The 19864-nt window shown below is 70.1% G+C and carries 17 protein-coding genes; 12 read left to right on the top strand and 5 right to left on the bottom strand.

The window, feature by feature from the left end:
- Window positions 1–2: 2 nt before the first annotated feature.
- From ABFY07_RS18490 to ABFY07_RS18475, 4 genes are all read right to left on the bottom strand, one after another.
- Window positions 3–773 carry a succinate dehydrogenase/fumarate reductase iron-sulfur subunit gene (locus ABFY07_RS18490; protein WP_065964019.1) on the bottom strand — a complete coding sequence of 257 codons (771 nt, stop codon included), beginning with the start codon at window positions 771–773 and terminating at the stop codon, window positions 3–5.
- Window positions 770–2722: a fumarate reductase/succinate dehydrogenase flavoprotein subunit gene (locus ABFY07_RS18485; protein ID WP_346175545.1), complete on the bottom strand. Its 1953-nt coding sequence runs from the start codon at window positions 2720–2722 to the stop codon at window positions 770–772. The genes ABFY07_RS18490 and ABFY07_RS18485 overlap by 4 nt, the downstream gene beginning before the upstream one ends.
- 15 nt (window positions 2723–2737) lie before the next feature.
- The gene (locus tag ABFY07_RS18480) at window positions 2738–3583 is read right to left on the bottom strand and encodes a hypothetical protein (protein ID WP_346175544.1); all 846 of its coding nucleotides are present in this window, start codon (window positions 3581–3583) and stop codon (window positions 2738–2740) included.
- A gap of 131 nt (window positions 3584–3714) precedes the next feature.
- Window positions 3715–3999: a hypothetical protein gene (locus ABFY07_RS18475; protein ID WP_065964025.1), complete on the bottom strand. Its 285-nt coding sequence runs from the start codon at window positions 3997–3999 to the stop codon at window positions 3715–3717.
- Window positions 4000–4322: 323 nt separating this feature from the next.
- Here ABFY07_RS18475 and ABFY07_RS18470 point away from each other — a divergent pair, with 323 nt between their 5' ends.
- The 9 genes from ABFY07_RS18470 (at window position 4323) to ABFY07_RS18430 (ending at window position 16087) form a co-directional block, all read left to right on the top strand.
- Window positions 4323–6380, top strand: coding sequence for an ABC transporter family substrate-binding protein (locus tag ABFY07_RS18470; protein ID WP_346175543.1), 2058 nt, complete (start codon window positions 4323–4325; stop codon window positions 6378–6380).
- Between the two features lie 92 nt (window positions 6381–6472).
- Complete coding sequence (locus tag ABFY07_RS18465) at window positions 6473–7138, top strand: hypothetical protein (RefSeq protein ID WP_346175542.1); 666 nt, start codon at window positions 6473–6475, stop codon at window positions 7136–7138.
- A gap of 159 nt (window positions 7139–7297) precedes the next feature.
- Window positions 7298–9193, top strand: coding sequence for a translational GTPase TypA (gene typA, locus ABFY07_RS18460; protein WP_346175541.1), 1896 nt, complete (start codon window positions 7298–7300; stop codon window positions 9191–9193).
- A gap of 530 nt (window positions 9194–9723) precedes the next feature.
- Window positions 9724–11370, top strand: a complete 1647-nt coding sequence (locus tag ABFY07_RS18455; RefSeq protein WP_346175540.1) for a peptide ABC transporter substrate-binding protein — start codon at window positions 9724–9726, stop codon at window positions 11368–11370.
- Window positions 11371–11524: 154 nt separating this feature from the next.
- Window positions 11525–12451 (top strand): ABC transporter permease, encoded by a 927-nt coding sequence (locus tag ABFY07_RS18450; protein WP_346175539.1) that lies wholly within the window; start codon window positions 11525–11527, stop codon window positions 12449–12451.
- Window positions 12444–13409: an ABC transporter permease gene (locus tag ABFY07_RS18445; protein ID WP_346175538.1), complete on the top strand. Its 966-nt coding sequence runs from the start codon at window positions 12444–12446 to the stop codon at window positions 13407–13409. The genes ABFY07_RS18450 and ABFY07_RS18445 overlap by 8 nt, the downstream gene beginning before the upstream one ends.
- Window positions 13410–13420: 11 nt before the next feature.
- Window positions 13421–14479 carry an ABC transporter ATP-binding protein gene (locus ABFY07_RS18440; protein ID WP_346175537.1) on the top strand — a complete coding sequence of 353 codons (1059 nt, stop codon included), beginning with the start codon at window positions 13421–13423 and terminating at the stop codon, window positions 14477–14479.
- Window positions 14472–15632: an ABC transporter ATP-binding protein gene (locus ABFY07_RS18435; RefSeq protein ID WP_346175536.1), complete on the top strand. Its 1161-nt coding sequence runs from the start codon at window positions 14472–14474 to the stop codon at window positions 15630–15632. The genes ABFY07_RS18440 and ABFY07_RS18435 overlap by 8 nt, the downstream gene beginning before the upstream one ends.
- A 209-nt stretch (window positions 15633–15841) precedes the next feature.
- A complete protein-coding gene (locus ABFY07_RS18430; protein ID WP_428836954.1) occupies window positions 15842–16087 on the top strand; it encodes a DUF397 domain-containing protein in 246 nt (81 codons plus the stop codon).
- A 10-nt stretch (window positions 16088–16097) separates the two neighbouring features.
- Here ABFY07_RS18430 and ABFY07_RS18425 read toward each other — a convergent pair whose 3' ends face one another.
- On the bottom strand, window positions 16098–16391 hold the full coding sequence (locus ABFY07_RS18425) for a hypothetical protein (RefSeq protein WP_346175535.1): 294 nt from the start codon (window positions 16389–16391) through the stop codon (window positions 16098–16100).
- A 548-nt stretch (window positions 16392–16939) separates the two neighbouring features.
- On the opposite strand from ABFY07_RS18425, the gene ABFY07_RS43165 reads away from it, so the two are divergent.
- From ABFY07_RS43165 to ABFY07_RS18410, 3 genes are all read left to right on the top strand, one after another.
- Window positions 16940–17047 (top strand): zinc-binding dehydrogenase, encoded by a 108-nt coding sequence (locus tag ABFY07_RS43165; protein WP_428836953.1) that lies wholly within the window; start codon window positions 16940–16942, stop codon window positions 17045–17047.
- A gap of 134 nt (window positions 17048–17181) precedes the next feature.
- Window positions 17182–18831 carry a peptide ABC transporter substrate-binding protein gene (locus ABFY07_RS18415; RefSeq protein WP_346175533.1) on the top strand — a complete coding sequence of 550 codons (1650 nt, stop codon included), beginning with the start codon at window positions 17182–17184 and terminating at the stop codon, window positions 18829–18831.
- Window positions 18832–18834: 3 nt separating this feature from the next.
- Window positions 18835–19758 (top strand): ABC transporter permease, encoded by a 924-nt coding sequence (locus ABFY07_RS18410; protein ID WP_065964057.1) that lies wholly within the window; start codon window positions 18835–18837, stop codon window positions 19756–19758.
- Window positions 19759–19864 lie beyond the last annotated feature (106 nt).

The following is a 19864-nucleotide window of genomic DNA, read 5'->3' as shown; positions in this document are numbered from 1 at the left end:
GGTCAGGACGGGCGGCGCCGGATCTTGTTGCCCAGCCACACCAGCGGGTCGTACTTGCGGTCCACCGCCCGCTCCTTGAGCGGGATCAGCGCATTGTCCGTGATCTTGATTCCCTCCGGGCAGACCTCGGTGCAGCACTTGGTGATGTTGCAGTATCCGAGCCCGTGCTCCTCCTGGGCGGTGCGCTTGCGGTCGATCCCGGCCTCGCCCGCCGCGTCCAGCGGGTGCATGTCCAGCTCGGCGACCCGCATCAGGAACCGGGGCCCGGCGAAGGCCTGCTTGTTCTCCTCGAAGTCACGCACCACGTGGCAGGTGTCCTGGCACAGGAAGCACTCGATGCACTTGCGGAACTCCTGCGGCCGCCCCACGTCCTCCTGCCACATCCGGTACTCGCCCGGCCCCAGGCCCTCGGGCGGCACGAAGGCCGGCACCTCGCGCGCCTTCTCGTAGTTGAACGACACGTCCGTCACCAGGTCCCGGACGACCGGGAAGGCGCGCAGCGGCGTGATGGTGATCGTCTCGTCCCGGCCGAAAACCGACATCCGCGTCATGCACAGCAGCCGGGGCCGCCCGTTGATCTCGGCGCTGCAGGAGCCGCACTTGCCCGCCTTGCAGTTCCAGCGGACCGCCAGATCCGGTGCCTGGGTCGCCTGGATCCGGTGGACGATGTCCAGAACGACCTCCCCCTCGTTGACCTCGACGTGGAAGTCCTTCAGGCCGCCCCCTTCCACATCGCCCCGCCACACCCTGAAGTGGGCCTCGTACGCGGTCATTGGGTCAGCTCCTCGTCCGTCAGGTACTTCGCCAGCTCGTCCTTCTCGAACAGGCCGAGCAGATCGGGCCGGATGGGCGGGGTCCGGCGGCGCTCCAGCCGGATCTGCCCCTGCCGCGCGTCCGGCGCCGCCAGACCGCCCGAGGGGTCGGCGAGTCGGCAGACCAGGTTGACCGGCCGCCACTCGCGGTCCATCTCCGGATAGTCGTCGCGGGTGTGCCCGCCGCGGCTCTCGGTCCGCTCCAGCGCGGCGCGTGCCACGCACTCGCTGACCAGCAGCATGTTGCGCAGGTCGATCGCCAGGTGCCAGCCGGGATTGAACTGCCGGTGCCCCTCCACCCCGGCGCGCCGCGCCCGCACCCGCAGATTGGCCAGGCGCTGCAGCGCCTCCTCCATCTCCCCGGCCCGCCTGATGATGCCCACCAGGTCGTTCATGGTCTGCTGGAGCTCCTGGTGGAGGGTGTACGGGTTCTCGGCCGGCCCGGTGGCCAGGCCCGGGTCGCCGCCCTCCGCGCTGAACGGGCGCAGCGCCTCGGCCGCCGCCAGGTCGACCTGGGCGTCGTCCGGCGCCGGCCGCCGCCCCGCGCCGGCGGCCTCCTCCGCGTACCGGGCCGCGTACAGGCCCGCGCGGCGGCCGAAGACCAGCAGGTCGGACAGGGAGTTGCCGCCGAGCCGGTTGGAGCCGTGCATGCCGCCGGCGACCTCGCCCGCGGCGAACAGCCCGGGCACCCCGGCCGCGGCCGTGGTGTCCGGGTCGACGTCCACCCCGCCCATCACGTAGTGGCAGGTGGGGCCCACCTCCATGGGCTCGGCGGTGATGTCGACGTCCGCCAGCTCCTTGAACTGGTGGTGCATGGAGGGCAGCCGCCGCTTGATCACCTCGGCGGGCATCCGGGTGGAGACGTCGAGGAAGACCCCGCCGTGCGGGGAGCCGCGGCCCGCCTTGACCTCGGCGTTGATGGCGCGGGCGACCTCGTCGCGGGGGAGCAGCTCGGGCGGGCGGCGGTTGTTGTCCGGGTCCTCGTACCAGCGGTCGGCCTCGTCCTCGGTCTGGGCGTACTTCTCCTTGAAGACGTCCGGGATGTAGTCGAACATGAAGCGCTTGCCGTCGCTGTTGCGCAGCACCCCGCCGTCGCCGCGCACCGACTCGGTCACCAGGATGCCCTTGACGGAGGGCGGCCAGACCATGCCGGTCGGGTGGAACTGCACGAACTCCATGTTGACCAGCGGCGCCCCGGCCAGCAGGGCCAGCGCGTGGCCGTCGCCGGTGTACTCCCAGGAGTTGGACGTCACCTTGAAGGACTTGCCGATGCCGCCGGTGGCCAGCACCACCGCGGGGGCCTCGATGACGAAGAAGCGGCCGGACTCGCGCTCGTAGCCGAAGACCCCGGCGACCCGCTCCCCGTCCTCGTCCTTGATGACGCGGGTGACGGTGCACTCCTGGAAGACCTTGAGCCGGGCCTCGTAGTCGCCGAACTCGGCCTTGTCCTCCTGCTGAAGGGCGACGATCTTCTGCTGGAGGGTGCGGATCAGCTCCAGGCCGGTGCGGTCCCCGACATGGGCGAGGCGCGGATATTCGTGGCCGCCGAAGTTCCGCTGGGAGATCCTGCCGTCGGGGGTGCGGTCGAAGAGCGCGCCCCAGGTCTCCAGCTCCCAGACCCGGTCCGGGGCCTCCTGGGCGTGCAGCTCGGCCATCCGCCAGTGGTTGAGGAACTTCCCGCCGCGCATGGTGTCCCGGAAGTGGACCTGCCAGTTGTCGCCCTCGTTGACGTTGCCCATGCTGGCGGCGATGCCGCCCTCGGCCATCACGGTGTGGGCCTTGCCGAAGAGCGATTTGCAGATGACGGCGCAGCGCTTGCCCTGCTCGCGCGCCTCGATCGCGGCCCGCAGCCCGGCGCCGCCGGCGCCGACCACGACCACGTCCCACGCCTGCCGTTCGACTTGCGTCATCCTCGAGCACCTCTCCTAGAAAAAGCGCGGATCGTCGAAGGCGCCGCTCGCCACCAGATAGACGTAGAAGTCGGCCAGCGCGACGCTGACCAGCGACGCCCAGGCCAGCGCCATGTGGCGCGCGTTGAGACTGCTCACCCAGCCCCACAGCCGGTAGCGCACCGGGTGCCGGGAGAAGTGCTTGAGCCGGCCGCCGACGATGTGCCGGCAGGAGTGGCAGGAGAGGGTGTACGCCCAGATCAGCACGATGTTGATCAGCAGGACCAGGGTTCCGAGGCCCATGTGGCCCCACCGGCCGTGCTCGTCGCGGAAGCCGAGCACCGTGTCGTAGGTGAGGATCCCGGCGACGATCACCGCGAAGTAGAAGAAGTAGCGGTGGAGGTTCTGCAGGATCAGCGGGAAGCGGGTCTCGCCGGTGTACTTCGCGCGCGGCTCGGGGACCGCGCAGGCCGGGGGTGAGGCCCAGAAGCCCCGGTAGTAGGCCTTGCGGTAGTAGTAGCAGGTCAGCCGGAAGCCCAGCGGGAAGATCAGGATCAGCAGGGCGGGGGACAGGCCCCACCACGCGCCGAAGATCTCCCAGTTCGCGCCGCTCTTCATGGGCACGCAGTTCTGCGCGACGCACGGCGAGTAGAAGGGCGAGACGTACGGCTCGGCGTAGTAGTCGGCCCCCGAGAAGGCCCGCCAGGTCGAGTAGACGACGAACGCGAACAGCCCGGCGGCGGTGGCCGCGGGCGCGAGCCACCAGCGGTCGGTCCGCAGATGGCGGGCGGGGACGGCGGCGCGTGAGGGCGCGTGGACGCCGTGCGCGGCGGGGTCTGGTCCGGAGGTCGTACGGGCCTGGGGGCCGGTGCCTGTGGCCAAGGTGAACTCCGTGGTGGAGTGTGCGGGTGGGGTGGGGGCGGCGCGCGCCGGAAGGGCGCCGGGCGCCCGCGCGCGCCTCAAGGGCGCGTGACGGTCGCGCGCGCCTCGAGAACGCCGGGCGGGCGCGCGCCTCAGGGCGCGTGGCGGTCGCGCGCGCCGAGCCCCTCGTCGTCGACGTCCGACCACAGCGCACTGTTGTACGGGGCGTCGGGGACCAGCACCATCTCGGGGCGGGCCCGCTCGCCGGGGGCCGTCTCGCGCAGCAGGGCGAGGCTCTCGCGCAGGTGGTCCGTGTCGGTACGGACGCGGCGTATCTCCAGGCCGCCGGCGCCGACCGACTGCTCCAGCCGGTGGACGGAGCGGACCAGGTCGTCGAGACAGCGCTGGACGGCCGTCAAGTCGTCGTTCAAGGACATCGCTTGCCCTCACTTCCGCGGTTGCGGTTGGCGACGCTCATGCGACAGCGAGTGTTGCGCGTCACAGTCACGGTTGGGAAGGGATCTGTCGCGATTCACCGAGCCACCGGCGCACCCACACCCTCGCGCGCGGGGGTGCGCGCCCCCCGGATTGACCCGGTCGGGTGATCCTTTGCCCTCCATGGCCGTCTCGGCGTGCTGTTTTCTGAACCGTCGCTTTGAGTGAGGAGTATATGCGATGAGCGTCACAATATGCCAAATATGCACAATCCCGGCTCTCCCGGCCCGGCCGGCCGAGCAGGCCCACCCCGGAGGTACGTGCCATGTCCATCGCCAAGCGCCGCCGCGTCGCGCTGCTCGCCACGGGAGTGCTGCTGCCGCTGCCCTGGGTGAGCGGGTGCAGTTCCAGCGGTGACGACAGCTCGCCCGCCGCCGCACGACGGGACGTGGCCGCGGCCGCCCGCGACCGGGTGGCCGACCGGGGGACGCTGCGCTGGGCGCTGGACGCGGCGCCCGGGACGTTCAACGCCTTCCAGACCAACGCCGACAGCGGCACCCAGCGGATCGCGGGCGCCGTCCTGCCGTCGCTGTTCACCCTGGACGGCCGGGGCCGCCCGCAGCGCGACCCCGACTACCTCGAGGCCGCCGACGTGGTGGACCGCGAGCCCAAGCAGGTCGTGCGCTACAAGCTCAACCCGAAGGCGGTGTGGACCGACGGGCGCCCGATCGGCGCCGAGGACTTCACCGCCCAGTGGAAGGCGCTGCGCGGTACGGACGGCGCGTACTGGACCGCGCGCAACGCCGGATACGACCGCATCGCCAAGGTGGAGCCCGGCGACGGGGCGCACGAGGTCGAGGTCACCTTCGCCAAGCCGTACGCGGACTGGCGCTCGCTGTTCACCCCGCTGTACCCGAAGAGCGTGATGGGCGACCCGGCCGCGTTCAACGACGGGCGGCGCAGGGGGCTCGCGGTCGGCGCCGGCCCGTTCATGATGCGCCGCACCACCGGCGGCACCAAGAGCGTCACGCTCGTCCGCAATCCCCGCTGGTGGGGCGACCGGGCCCGGCTCGACAAGCTGGTCTTCAAGGCCGTGCCGGTCAAGCGGAGGGCCGCCGCCCTGCTGGCCGGCAAGCTCGACCTGGCCGAGGTCGACCGGGCGACGGCCGAGCGGATCGAGGCCGCGGGCCAGGCGCCGGGGAAGAAGGGGGCGAAGAAGCAGGCCGCGGCCGAGCCGTCGGCCCGCCACGGGGCGGCCGGGGACCGGTCGGGCCAGGACCGGGCGGCCGGCGACCAGGCAGGCCAGGACCGGGTGGACCAGGAGCAGGTGGCCCAGGGCGGCCGGGACGCGGCCGACGCGATGCGCGCCTGGGCGGAGGCGAACGCCCCCGAGAAGGTGCGGGCCAGGACGGCGGCCCTGCGCAGGTTCACCGTGCGCAAGGCCCTGGAGCCCGCCTACACCCAGCTCGCCCTGAACGGCACCAAAGGCCCGCTCGCCGACGAGCGGGTGCGCCGGGCCGTGGCCCGCGCGATCGACCGCAAGGCCCTCGCCGAGCTGGTGCTGAGGCCCCTGGGCCTGCCCGCGAAGCCGCTCGGCAACCACCTGCTGATGGCCGGCCAGCAGGGCTACAAGGACCACAGCGGCGCCATCGGCGGCAAGGACACCCACGCCGCCCAGGCCCTGCTCGCGGACGCGGGCTGGCGCCCCGGCACCGCCTCGGACCGGGAGAAGGCGCTCGGCGCCGGAACGGACGACGAGGGCCGGGACGGCGGACGCGACGCGAGCCGCCGCGACGCCGGGCAGGGCGACGCGGGCCGCTCGGAGCGGAGCGGGCACGCCGCGGCGGCCGTCGTCCGCAAGCACGGCCGGCCGCTGGAGCTGCGCTTCGTGGTGCCGAGCGGCTCCGGCACCGCCCCGCTGGACAAGGTCGGCGACCGCATCGCGCGGATGCTGGAGGCGGTCGGCGTCCGCACCAAGGTCGTCAAGGTCTCCGGCAGCGGCTACTTCAAGGACCACATCGCCTCCGGCAACTACGACCTCGCCCTCTACTCCTGGCCCGCCAGCGCCTACCCCGCCACCGACGGCCGACCGATCTACGCCAAGCCGCAGCCCGCCGCCGACGGCTCGCTGGTCGTCGAGCAGAACTACACCCGGGTCGGCACGGACCAGATCGACCACCTCTTCGACCAGGCGATCGCCGAGCTCGACGCCGGCTCCTCCCGGGCCCTGGTCGGCCGCGCGGACGCCCGCATCTGGGCGGCGGCCGGGTCCATCCCGCTCTACCAGCGCCCCCAGCTCGTCGCGGCCCGGAAGACGGTGGTCAACGCGGGCGCCTTCGGCTTCGCCACGCCCCGGTACCAGGACATCGGCTTCCGGAAGTGATCCTCAGGACTGCCTCAATTCCCTTGTACGGCAGGTCGGTTGGTCCGAAGCTTGGCACCTGACCACACACCGCACAGACGGGGGATGGCGACATGAAGCACGGACTGACCACGGCGATCGCGGCCTTAGTGATCGCGGCGGGGGCCACGGGCTGTACGTCCGGCGGTGAGGACGGGGCGCCGCGCAGCGGCACCCAGCGCCTCGCGACCGCCAAGGCGTGCGCCGACGCCACGTACACCTGGCTGAACGTCTCCCGGCGCACGGTGCTGACCGACATGACGGGCACCCACTACGACAAGGGCGACAAGGTGAGCACCGTGGACGCCAAGGAGGTCGCCCGCTACACCCGGTCGGTCAGCACCAGGGGCGCCGCGGTGCCCGGGAAGCGGCTGATCCGCGACCTCGCCCGGCACCAGAGGACGGGGCTCGCCGGTGACGGGGTCACGATGCTCGACGACACCGGACGTACCACCAAGTACGTCAAGAAGGCCGCGTCCGGGGAGCAGACCGCCAAGGCATCCGGTCGCTATGTCGTGGCCCGCGCGGTGGACCTGGTCGAGGGTGATGTCCGCTACTCCTGCGCGCCCGAGGCCGGGAAAGGGCCTCGGGCGGCCGGCTCCGGCCATGTGATGACATGGGACCCCACTACCGAGATGATCATCGTCCGGTGTGGAGAGAAGCTGGAGAAGAGCCTGTCCCAGGGTGCTCGCGAGGCCGCCCGCCTGGGCTGCCGCGAGGGCGACCCCGCGCGGGCCTGAGCGCCTACGGGGTGTCCGGACACCCGGCCCGGCACGGGCGGGGCGGCTGCCGCCGCCCCGCCCACGTACCATGGGGTGAGGCCGTGGCGTGATCTGCCCGGCGGGCGGGCGTGCCGGACCGGGCGCGCCGCCATCCACGAATCCGGGAGAAGCGCCGCAGTGCCCACGCGCCACGACATTCGAAACGTCGCCATCGTCGCCCACGTCGACCACGGCAAGACGACCCTCGTCGATGCCATGCTCAAGCAGGCCGGCGCGTTCGCCGCCCACCAGCAGGTGGACGACCGGGTCATGGACTCCAACGACCTGGAGCGCGAGAAGGGCATCACCATTCTCGCGAAGAACACCGCCGTGAAGTACCACCCGGCGGACGGCGGGGACCCCGTCACCATCAACATCATCGACACCCCCGGCCACGCCGACTTCGGCGGCGAGGTCGAGCGCGGCCTGTCCATGGTGGACGCGGTCGTGCTGCTGGTGGACGCCTCCGAGGGCCCGCTGCCGCAGACCCGCTTCGTGCTGCGCAAGGCGCTCCAGGCCAAGCTGCCGGTCATCCTGTGCATCAACAAGACCGACCGCCCGGACGCCCGGATCGACGAGGTCGTCAACGAGACGTACGACCTCTTCCTCGACCTGGACGCGACCGAGGAGCAGATCGAGTTCCCGATCGTCTACGCCTGCGCCCGCGACGGCATCGCCTCGCTGAACAAGCCGGAGGACGGCACCGTCCCGGCCGACAGCGACAACCTCCAGCCGTTCTTCTCCACCCTCCTGGACACCGTCCCGGCCCCCGAGTACGACGCGAGCGCCCCCCTCCAGGCCCATGTCACCAACCTGGACGCGGACAACTTCCTCGGCCGTATCGCGCTGCTCCGCGTCGAGCAGGGCGAGCTGAAGAAGGGGCAGACCGTCGCCTGGATCAAGCGCGACGGCTCGATCTCCAACGTCCGGATCACCGAGCTGCTGATGACCGAGGCGCTCACCCGCAAGCCCGCCGAGGTGGCCGGGCCCGGCGACATCTGCGCGGTGGCGGGCATCCCGGACATCATGATCGGCGAGACCCTGGCCGACCCGGAGAACCCGATCGCCCTCCCGCTGATCACGGTCGACGAGCCGGCCATCTCGATGACCATCGGGACCAACACCTCGCCGCTGGTCGGGCGCGGCCCCGGCGGCAAGGGCGCCGACAAGTCGGCCGTGAAGGACCGGAAGGTCACCGCCCGGCTGGTCAAGGACCGCCTGGAGCGCGAGCTGATCGGCAATGTCTCGCTGCGCGTCCTGCCCACCGACCGCCCGGACGCCTGGGAGGTGCAGGGCCGGGGCGAGCTGGCGCTGGCCATCCTGGTGGAGACCATGCGCCGGGAGGGCTTCGAGCTGACCGTCGGCAAGCCGCAGGTGGTCACCCGGGAGATCGACGGCAAGGTCCACGAGCCGATCGAGCGCATCACCATCGACGTGCCCGAGGAGCACATGGGCGCGGTCACCCAGCTCATGGGCACCCGCAAGGGCCGGATGGACAACATGTCCAACCACGGCTCCGGCTGGGTCCGCATGGAGTTCATCGTCCCCTCCCGCGGCCTCATCGGCTTCCGTACGGAGTTCCTGACCCAGACCCGCGGCACCGGCATCGCGCACTCCATCCACGAGGGCCACGAGCCGTGGTTCGGGGAGCTGAAGACCCGTAACAACGGCTCGCTGGTGGCCGACCGCTCGGGTGTGGTGACCGCCTTCGCGATGACCAACCTCCAGGAGCGCGGCACGCTGTTCGTCTCTCCGGGCACCGAGGTGTACGAGGGCATGATCGTCGGGGAGAACTCCCGCTCCGACGACATGGACGTCAACATCACCAAGGAGAAGAAGCTCACCAACATGCGGTCCTCCACGGCCGATGTGACCGAGTCCCTGGTGCCGCCGCGGCTGCTGTCGCTGGAGCAGTCCCTGGAGTTCTGCCGCGACGACGAGTGCGTCGAGGTGACCCCGGAGACGGTCCGCATCCGCAAGGTGGTGCTGGACCAGAAGGAGCGCGCCCGGTCCGCCGCCCGCGCCAAGCGCTGACCCACCCGTCCGCGGGGCGCCGCGCGCGCCCCGCGGGGACACCGCGCGCCCCGCGCCCGCTGATCTCAGCACACCGGCCGATTACCATGGGTAATCGGCCGGTGTGCTGTTCGCCACATCCCGTCGGCCCGGATTTCCCGCCCTCAGGCAGGGAGTCCGGGCCACTGCCATGTCAGCTAGATGCCAGTCAAACGCTTATGCGGCGATCAGTGTCCGATTATCGGTGACTGCGCTCCGCATGATGTGTTAACAGTCCGTTTCGCGTGTGTCTGTCTGCGGCAGTTTTGTCCGGATTTCGAAGCTCCGCGCGTAGATCCTGTGACCAAAGCGAGACCCTTAAAGTGTGGTTAACGGGACTGCCGTGCTCAATTATGGGGTCCGTTGAGCTCGGGTCGATGGGTCACGCGCTGTGGGGAGCGCCGGCCTTGCGAGCACACGGGGGGTTCCGGTCCCGTTCGCTGTCAGGGGTGTCAGCGTGTCTCCGGTTGCCCCTTTACGTAGTGACAGTGGACTCCTGAGGAGGCAAACCCATGCGCGGTGCCAAGAGCGCCAAGTGGGTCGCGATGGCGGCGATTGTGGCGCTGGCCGCAACCGCCTGTGGTGGCGACGGCGGCAGTGACAGCGGCAACAACGACATGAACAAGGGGGCGGCGGACCCGAACGGGATCCTGACCGCCCAGCTGAGCGAGCCGCAGAACCCGCTCCAGCCGGCGAACCAGAAGGAGAGCCAGGGCAGCCGCGTCATCCGGCAGGTCTTCTCCCAGCTGGTCGGCTACGAGCCGGGCACCGGCAAGCTCACCTACGTCAACGCCGAGTCCGTCACCCCCAACAAGGACTCCTCAGTCTGGACGGTGAAGCTCAAGCCGGGCTGGACGTTCCACAACGGTGAGAAGGTCACCGCGAAGTCCTACGTGGACGCGTGGAACTGGGCGGCCAACACCAAGAACAACCAGACGAACTCCAGCTGGTTCCAGGACATCAAGGGCTACGAGGACGTCCACCCGGCCAAGGGTGACCCCAAGGCCGACAAGATGTCCGGCCTGAAGGTCGTCAACGACAACGAGTTCAAGATCGAGCTGTCCGGCCCGGTCTCGTACTTCGCCTACAAGCTCGGCTACGACGTCTGGTCCCCGCTGCCCAGCGAGTTCTACAAGGACCCCAAGGCGTTCGGTGAGCACCCGATCGGCAACGGCCCCTACAAGTTCGTCTCCTGGGACCACAAGAAGCTGATCAAGGTCCGGGCGTTCAAGGACTACAAGGGCCCGGACAAGCCGAAGAACGGCGGCATCGACTTCAAGAACTACACCACCGCCGACGCCGCCTACTCGGACCTGCGCTCCAACAACCTCGACTGGATCGAGCAGGTGCCCACCACCGCGCTCACCAACTACAAGAGCGACCTGGGCAAGCGCGCGATCGACCAGGAGTACTCGGCGGTCCAGTCGATCGTCCCGGCCTTCTACACCAAGCAGTTCAAGGACATCGACCCCAAGGTCATCCAGGGTCTGTCGATGGCCATCGACCGTGACACGATCACCAAGACCGTGCTCCACGGCTCGCGCACCCCGGCCGACAGCTATGTCGCCCGCGGCGTGCTCGGCTACAAGGCCGGCGCGCTGAAGGAGCAGGTCACCTACAACCCGACGAAGGCCAAGGCCCTCATCAAGGAGGGTGGCGGCGTCCCGGGCAACAAGATCTCGATCCAGTACAACGCGGACCAGGACCACAAGCCCTGGGTCGACGCGGTCTGCAACAGCATTCGCAAGGCCACCGGCGTGGACTGCGTCGGCGACTCGAAGCCGGACTTCCAGGCCGACCTGAACGCCCGTGACAAGCACCAGGTCAAGTCGATGTACCGCGGTGGCTGGGTGCTGGACTACCCGGTCAACTCGAACTTCATGCGCGACCTGTACGGCACCACGGCCGCCGGTAACACCAGCGGCTACTCCAACAAGGAGTTCGACAAGCTGAGCAAGCAGGCCGACGAGGCCCCGACGCTCGACGAGACGGTGAAGCTGTACCAGCAGGCGGAGCAGGTCCTCGCCAAGGACATGCCGTCGATCCCGCTGTGGTTCTACAAGGTCAACAGCGGCCAGTCCAACAAGATCTACGGGAAGATTCCCTACGGTCAGGACGGCGACCCCATCTTCACCGACATCCAGGTGAAGAAGAAGTAAGCATCGGGACCGCCGGCCGGTGCCGCCGCTGCCCCTCACCCCGGGGAGCGGCGGCACCGGCCCGCAGGCGTCAAGGCCCCGTACCCCCGTCCCCCCACCCGGTGGCTGCTGACGAGACGAGGCCTTCGCCGACCCCCAACGGCATGGAGGCATAATGGGGCGCTACGTCATCAGGCGACTGCTCCAGATGATCCCGGTCTTCATCGGGACGACTCTGTTGATTTTCCTCATGGTCCACGTCCTTCCCGGCGACCCCATCAGGGCGATGTGGGGCGACAAGGCGGCGGACCCCGCACAGGTCGAGGCGCTGCGCCATAAGTTCGGCATGGACAAGTCCCTGCCGATGCAATACCTCGACTACATGGGCAACCTGTTCCAGGGAAACTTCGGCGAGACCTTCGGCGGCCGCCAGGTCATCGACGAGATGGGCGAGGCGTTCCCGGTGACGCTCCGCCTCGCCGCGGTGGCCCTCGCCATCGAGATGGTCATCGGCATCGGCCTCGGCGCCTGGGCCGGTCTCAAGGCCGGCAAGGCCGTGGACACCGGTGTCCTGATCTTCACGCTGATCGTCATCTCGATGCCGGTCTTCGTCCTCGGCTACCTCGCCCGGTTCGTCTTCGCCGACGAACTCGGCTGGCTGCCACCCAACGTCCAGGACTCCACCAACCTCGAACAGCTGCTGCTACCGGGCTTCGTGCTCGGCATGCTCTCCATGGCGTACGTGGCCCGGCTCACCCGGACCACCTTCGCGGAGAACCTGCGCGCCGACTACATGCGCACCGCGCTCGCCAAGGGCCTGCCGCGCCGCCGTATCGTCGGCGTCCACCTGCTGCGCAACTCGCTCATCCCGGTGGTGACCTTCCTGGGCACCGACGTGGGCTCCCTGGTCGGCGGCGCCGTCGTCACCGAGGGCATCTTCAACATCCAGGGCGTCGGAAACCTGCTGTACAAGGCGCTCACGCAGCGGGAGGGCGTCACGATCGTCGGCGTGGTCACGGTCCTCGTCCTCATCATCCTGCTGATCAACCTGCTGGTCGACCTGCTGTACGCGGTCCTGGACCCGAGGATCCGTTATGCCTGACGTGACCAAGACCAAGACCGACACGGCGGTCGACGCCGTGGCCCCGCCGACCGAGGTGGCGACCGTGCCGGCCGCCGGCCCCGCCGCCCAGGAGAAGCCGCGCTCCCTGTGGGGCGACGCCTGGTACGACCTGCGCCACCGGCCGATGTTCTGGATCGCGGCGGTGCTGCTGATGCTGCTGCTGCTGATCGCCGCCTTCCCCGGTCTGTTCACCAGCGCGGACCCGCGCGACGGCGACCTGACCAACCACTTCCTGGCCAAGCCGCAGCTGACCCACTTCTTCCAGTCCGACTGGTTCGGCTACGACATCCAGGGCCGTTCGATCTACGCGCGTGTCGTCTACGGCACCCGCGCCTCGGTCCTGGTGGGCCTCGGCACCACCGTCGCGGTCACCCTCGTCGGCGGCACGCTGGGGATGCTGGCCGGCTACTTCGGCGGCTGGCTGGACTCGATCATCTCCCGGATCACCGACATCTTCTTCGGCCTGCCGTACCTGCTCGGCACGATGGTCGTGCTCAACGCCTTCACCGAGCGCAAGGTGTACGTCGTGATCGGCGCCCTGGCGTTCCTCGGCTGGACGACCATCACCCGGGTGACCCGAAGCTCGGTGATCACCGCCAAGCAGGCGGACTACGTGGTGGCGGCGCGCGCCCTCGGCGCCGGGACCCGCCGGATCCTGCTGCGCCATGTGCTGCCGAACGCGATCGCGCCCACGATCGTCGTGGCGACGATCGCCCTCGGCGCGTACATCTCGGCCGAGGCCACGCTGTCCTACCTGGGCCTGGGCCTCGCCGACCCGACGGTTTCCTGGGGCGTGGACATCTCCTCGGCCAAGGACGCCATCCGTGACAACCCGCATGTGATGCTGTTCCCGGCGGGGATGCTGAGCCTCACCGTCTTCGCCTTCATCATGCTCGGCGACGCGGTGCGCGACGCCCTCGACCCCAAGCTGCGCTGAGGAGGGCGTACGTGACCACTATTGAGAAGACCGCGAGCGCCCCCGCCCGACAGCGTGAGGGCGACGACGGCACCCCGCTGCTGGAAGTCCGCGACCTGCATGTGGAGTTCCACACCCGGGACGGTGTCGCCAAGGCCGTCAACGGCGTCAACTACAGCGTCCACGCGGGCGAGACCCTCGCCGTGCTCGGCGAGTCCGGCTCCGGCAAGTCGGTGACCGCCCAGGCGATCATGGGCATCCTCGACATGCCGCCCGGAAAGATCCCGCAGGGCCAGATCCTGTTCCGCGGCGAGGACATGCTCACCATGTCCAACGAGGAGCGCCGCAAGATCCGCGGCCGGAAGATCGCCATGATCTTCCAGGACGCGCTCTCCTCGCTCAACCCGGTGCTCTCCGTCGGCTACCAGCTCGGCGAGATGTTCCGGGTCCACCAGGGCCTGTCCAAGAAGGCGGCCAAGGCCAAGGCCATCGAGCTGATGGACCGCGTCCGCATCCCGGCGGCCAAGGAGCGGGTGGGCGACTACCCGCACCAGTTCTCCGGCGGTATGCGCCAGCGCATCATGATCGCTATGGCCATGGCGCTGGAGCCGGACCTGATCATCGCCGACGAGCCGACCACCGCGCTGGACGTGACCGTCCAGGCCCAGGTCATGGACCTGCTCGCGGAGCTCCAGCGCGAGTACAACATGGGCCTGATCCTCATCACCCACGACCTGGGCGTCGTCGCCGACGTCGCCGACAAGATCGCGGTGATGTACGCGGGCCGGATCGTCGAGACCGCTCCGGTCCACGAGCTCTACAAGCGCCCGGCCCACCCGTACACCCAGGGCCTGCTGGAGTCGATCCCGCGTCTGGACCGCAAGGGCCAGGAGCTCTACGCGATCAAGGGCCTGCCGCCCAACCTGCTCAAGATCCCCACGGGTTGCGCCTTCAACCCGCGCTGCCCCAAGGCGCAGGACATCTGCCGCACCGATGTTCCGCTGCTGGAGCCGGTCACCGAGCAGGACGGCACCCCGCTGCCGGGCCGCGGCAGCGCGTGCCACTTCTGGAAGGAGACGATCCATGGCTGAGATCAGGAAGACCGACGAGGCCGTGGACGCCACTCCCGCCGACGCCACGCCCAACGTCACCGAGGTCGACGTCGTCAAGGCCGCCACCGAGGAGGCGGCGGTCGCCGCCATCGACGCCCCCGTCGAGCGCGGGGAGCCCATCCTTCAGGTGCGCAACCTGGTCAAGCACTTCCCGCTGACCCAGGGCATCCTCTTCAAGCGGCAGATCGGCGCGGTCAAGGCCGTCGACGGCGTCTCCTTCGACCTCTACCAGGGCGAGACCCTCGGCATCGTCGGCGAGTCCGGCTGTGGCAAGTCCACCGTCGCCAAGCTGCTGATGACCCTGGAGAACGCCACGGCGGGCGAGGTCTTCTACAAGGGCCAGGACATCACCAAGCTGTCGGGGCGGGCCCTGAAGGCCGTCCGGCGCAACATCCAGATGGTGTTCCAGGACCCGTACACCTCGCTGAACCCCCGGATGACGGTCGGCGACATCATCGGTGAGCCCTTCGAGATCCACCCCGAGGTGGCCCCGAAGGGCGACCGGCGCCGCAAGGTGCAGGAACTCCTGGACGTGGTGGGGCTCAACCCGGAGTACATCAACCGCTATCCGCACCAGTTCTCCGGCGGTCAGCGCCAGCGCATCGGCATCGCGCGCGGCCTGGCTCTCAACCCGGAGATCATCATCTGCGACGAGCCGGTCTCGGCGCTGGATGTGTCGGTGCAGGCCCAGGTCATCAACCTGATGGAGAAGCTGCAGGACGAGTTCAACCTCTCCTACCTCTTCATCGCCCACGACCTGTCCATCGTGCGGCACATCTCCGACCGCGTCGGCGTGATGTACCTGGGGAAGATCGCGGAGATCGGCACCGACACCGAGATCTACGACCACCCCACCCACCCGTACACCCAGGCGCTGCTGTCCGCCGTCCCGGTCCCCGACCCGGACTCCCGCGAGGGCCGCGAGCGCATCATCCTCGCGGGCGATGTCCCCTCCCCGGCCAACCCGCCCTCGGGCTGCCGCTTCCGCACCCGCTGCTGGAAGGCCCAGGACAAGTGCGCCAAGGAGGTCCCCCTCCTCGCCATCCCCGAGCGCTTCGCCGGCGCGGACACCCCGGCGGCGCACGAGTCGGCGTGCCACTTCGCGGAGGAGAAGGACGTGGTCCACGCGTAGCGTCCGCCGCGTCGGCCAGCCGTGACGAGGGCCGCCCGGACCGTGCTGACGGTCCGGGCGGCCCTCGTGCTGATTCAGGATCCGCCCGATTCGGGCCAATGCTGCACCCGGCTCATGGGACGACCTCGCGACGCGCGGCGTCCAACAGCTTTCCGATCTCGGCCCGCGCCACCACTGGCTGCGGCGGCCCGTCGCCGGAGGCCCACACGGTGACTCGGAAGTCCGGCGACGTCGGCTCCCAGTCCACGCTGACGTACGCGTCAGTGGCGCGGCGGAAGTCCAGCTTCAGCACCGGCGAGGCAGCCAACTGCCTGGAACCGGCCGCCGACCCCATGGGAACCCCCCGCCTCCGCGAGAGCGATGACCCGGAGGTGGTCATAGCCGCGCCCGCAGCCACGCTCCGCGCGTTCCTGCGGGCCGCCAAGGCTGGGGAGTTCGACCGGATGATCGAGTGACCGCTGACGGTCACTTCATGTAGCAGACCTTCTGGCCGGAGAACCAGAGCTTGTAGCTGTTCCCGTTGTGAGTGACCGTCTCACTGTGGGCCTTGATCTCCGCACAGTGTTTGCCCGTCATGGAGGGATGGGGCGTGGGCGTGGGCGAGGGTGTGCTCCCGTCGTCCTGGGCGGAGGCCGCCGCGGGTTTCGCGGACACGGCGGGCGCCGCGAAGGCGGTACTCGTGGCGGTAGCTGCCGCTCCGCCGGCCAGCAGGGCCGCCGCAGCGCCGGTAGCCAGGGCGCGCACGATCGAGTTCCGCATCACTGTCACCTTCTCGGATCGGCTATGAACTGCCCTTGTCTCATTGTTCGCCCGCTGCTGGCGAGGTTGCATGTCGATCATCTGTGCTCTGTTCGCGGTGAGTATGAGACGGCGACACGCCGTCGCGACGGCGTGTCGCCGTCTCATACTCACCGCAGATCTCCGCGCCGTTCCGCCGCCCGCGTCCGCAGCAGCCGCAGGGGGACGGCGAAGCCGAGACGGCGTCATTGGCCGCCACCACCCGCCCGTACGGGGCGAAGACGAGCGCCGGGTAGGGCAGATGGCCGTACAGGATCTCTTCGAGGGCGGCACGGACGGGCCGCAGCGCCGCCTCGTCCAGGCCCGACTCGGCGAACACCGGGGCGTAACCGGCCCGGGCCAGCAGGTCGTTGCGTTCGCGGAGGGAGAGCCCGAGCGATTCGGCCAGCCGGATGAGGATGGCGCGGCCCGGCTGGGAGCGGCCGCTTTCGAGCGCGCCAACTCGATCGGATTCCGCGATGTGATGGTGCTGGCCGACACCTACGCTCCGGGCGGTCGAGGTCCATCGGGTGCGCCCGGTGATCGATCGCGTGTTCCCCTTCGACGAGGTCCCCGACGCCTTCCGGTACGTCCGGTCGGGTGGCGGCTTCGGGAAGGTCGTCATCAGCCACGGCTGACCGTCGCCGCCGTCAGCAGGACGGGCCGACACGGACGGCCGCCGCGCGGATGCGGAACGTCACCTCCTGGGATGTCATGGGGGGACTGAGCCGGAGCTCACGCCGGGACTCCGTTCGGCCCTCGGGAGGCACCCATGCGCATCGCCGCGCGCGCCCCGCGCGCCAGGCGCGCGGCGCGGGCCGTGGGGGTCCCGGCCCTCGCCGTGGCGCTCGCCGCCCCGGCCGTCACGGGCTGCGGCGGCGGCAGCGGCGCGCCCCAGGGGGTCGTACGGTCCTCCTGGAGCGACCCGCCCAACCCGCTGGAGCCCGCCAACATCAATGATGTGCAGGGCGGCAAGGTCCTCGACATGATCTTCCGGGGCCTCAAGCGGTACGACCCCGACACCGGCGAGGCCAAGAACGCGCTGGCGGAGCGGATCCTGACGACCGACCAGCGGAACTTCACCGTCACCATCAAGCGCGGCCGGCGGTTCGGCAACGGCGAGAAGGTCACCGCCAAGTCCTTCGTGGACGCCTGGAACTACGCCGCGCTGCTCGACCACGAGCAGCGCAACGCCTACTTCTTCGAGTACATCCAGGGCTACGACCAGGTCCACCCGGCGACCGGCCGCCCCACCGCCAGGACCCTGGCCGGACTGCGCGTCAAGGACGAGCGGACCTTCACCGTGCGGCTCAACCAGAAGTTCTCCAGCTGGCCCGAGACGCTCGGCTACAACGCCTACGCGCCGCTGCCCCGCGCCTTCTTCGAGGACCACGCCGCCTGGCTGCGCAAGCCCGTCGGCAACGGCCCGTACGAGGTGGTGTCGTACACCAAGGGCTCCGTGATGAAGCTGCGCGCCCGCGACAACTACCCGGGCCCGGACAAGCCCCGCAACAAGGGCGTCGACCTGCGGGTCTACACGGACAGCAACACCGCCTACACCGATCTGCAGGCGGGCAACCTCGACCTGGTCGACGACGTGCCCGCCGCGCAGCTGAAGTTCGTCCGCTCCGACCTCGGCGACCGCTACATCAACCGGCCCGCCGGCATCATCCAGACCCTCACCTTCCCGATGTACGACCGCCGCTGGCGGGGCCCGGGCTCGGACCGGCTCCGGCGCGGCATCTCCATGGCGATCAACCGCGCGCAGATCACCGACCGGATCTTCCACGGCACCCGCACCCCCGCCACCGACTGGACCTCGCCGGTGCTGCGCCGCCGGGGCGGCTACCGGCCCGGCCTGTGCGGGGACGCCTGCCGCTTCGACCCCGCGCGGGCCAGGGCGCTGATCAAGGCGGGCGGCGGGCTGCCCGGCGGGCGGATGACCATCACGTACAACGCCGACAGCGGCTCCCACAAGGACTGGGTCGACGCGGTCTGCAACAGCGTCAACACCGTGCTGCGCAGCGACCGGGCCTGCGTGGGCCGGCCGGTCGGCACCTTCGCCGACTACCGCAACAAGATGACGGACAAGCGGATGACCGGTCCGTTCCGGGCGGGCTGGCAGATGGACTACCCGCTGATCCAGAACTTCCTCCAGCCGCTCTACTACACGGACGCCTCGTCCAACGACGGCCACTGGAGCGACGCCGCATTCGACCGGCTCGTCGACCGGGCCAACGCCGAGTCCGGCGACGGAGCGGCCATCGCCGCCTTCCAGGACGCCGAGAAGATCCTCGCCGCGCAGATGCCCGCCATCCCGCTGTGGTACCAGAACGGCAGCGCGGGCTACTCCTCCCGGCTCAGCGGGGTGACCCTCAACCAGTTCAGCGTCCCGGTCTACGACCGGATCGAGGTCGGCTGAGCCATGGGCCGCCACGTGCTCCGGCGACTGCTCCAGATGATCCCCGTCTTCCTGGGCACCACCTTCCTGATCTTCTTCATGGTGTACGCGCTGGGCGACCCCGTCGCCGCGCTCTTCGGCGACAAGGCCCCCGACCCGGCCACCGCCGCCCGCATCCGCCAGGAGCTCTACCTCGACGAGCCGCTGTGGCGACAGTACGTCCACTACATGGGGCAGGTCTTCAGCGGCCACTTCGGCACCGCCTTCGACGGCCGGCCCGTCACCGAGCTGATGGCCGACGCCTTCCCCGTCACCCTCCGGCTCACCCTCGTCGCCGTCCTCTTCGAGACGGCCCTCGGGCTCACCCTCGGGGTCGCGACCGGGCTGCGCCGAGGGCGCGCCCTGGACACCTCCGTGCTGCTGCTGACCCTGGTGGTGGTCTCCGTCCCGACCTTCGTCAGCGGCTCGGTGCTGCAGTATCTGATCGGGGTGAAGTGGGGCTGGACCACGCCCTCCGTCGCGCCCGAGGCGCCCCTGGGGCAGCTGCTGCTGCCGGGCGTCGTCCTGGGCCTGGTCTCCCTCGCGTACACCACCCGGCTCACCCGCACCTCCCTCGTGGAGAACGCGCGCGCCGACTACGTGCGCACCGCCGTCGCCAAGGGGCTGCCGCGGCGCCGGGTGATCGTCCGCCATCTGCTGCGCAACTCCCTGATCCCCGTGGTGACCTTCCTCGGCACCGACCTCGGCGCGCTCATGGGAGGCGCCATCGTCACCGAGCGGATCTTCAACATCCACGGCGTGGGCTACCAGCTCTACCAGGGCATCCTGCGCCAGAACTCCCCGACGGTCGTCGGCTTCGTGACCATCCTCGTGATCGTCTTCCTGCTGGCGAACCTGCTCGTCGACCTCCTCTACGCCGTGCTCGACCCGAGGATCCGCTATGCCTGAGCCCTACGACAGCCCGCCCGCGCCCGCGCCGCCCGGCGGTGGCGGCCCCGCCGGCGGCGGGGCGGCCGTGGCCGCCGCCGACCCCACCGCGGCCGCCGCCCCCGAC

The sequence above is a fragment of the Streptomyces sparsogenes subsp. cuspidosporus genome (assembly GCF_039532705.1).
Taxonomy (GTDB): domain Bacteria; phylum Actinomycetota; class Actinomycetes; order Streptomycetales; family Streptomycetaceae; genus Streptomyces; species Streptomyces sparsogenes.
This window is presented reverse-complemented; position numbering and strand designations above follow the sequence as displayed.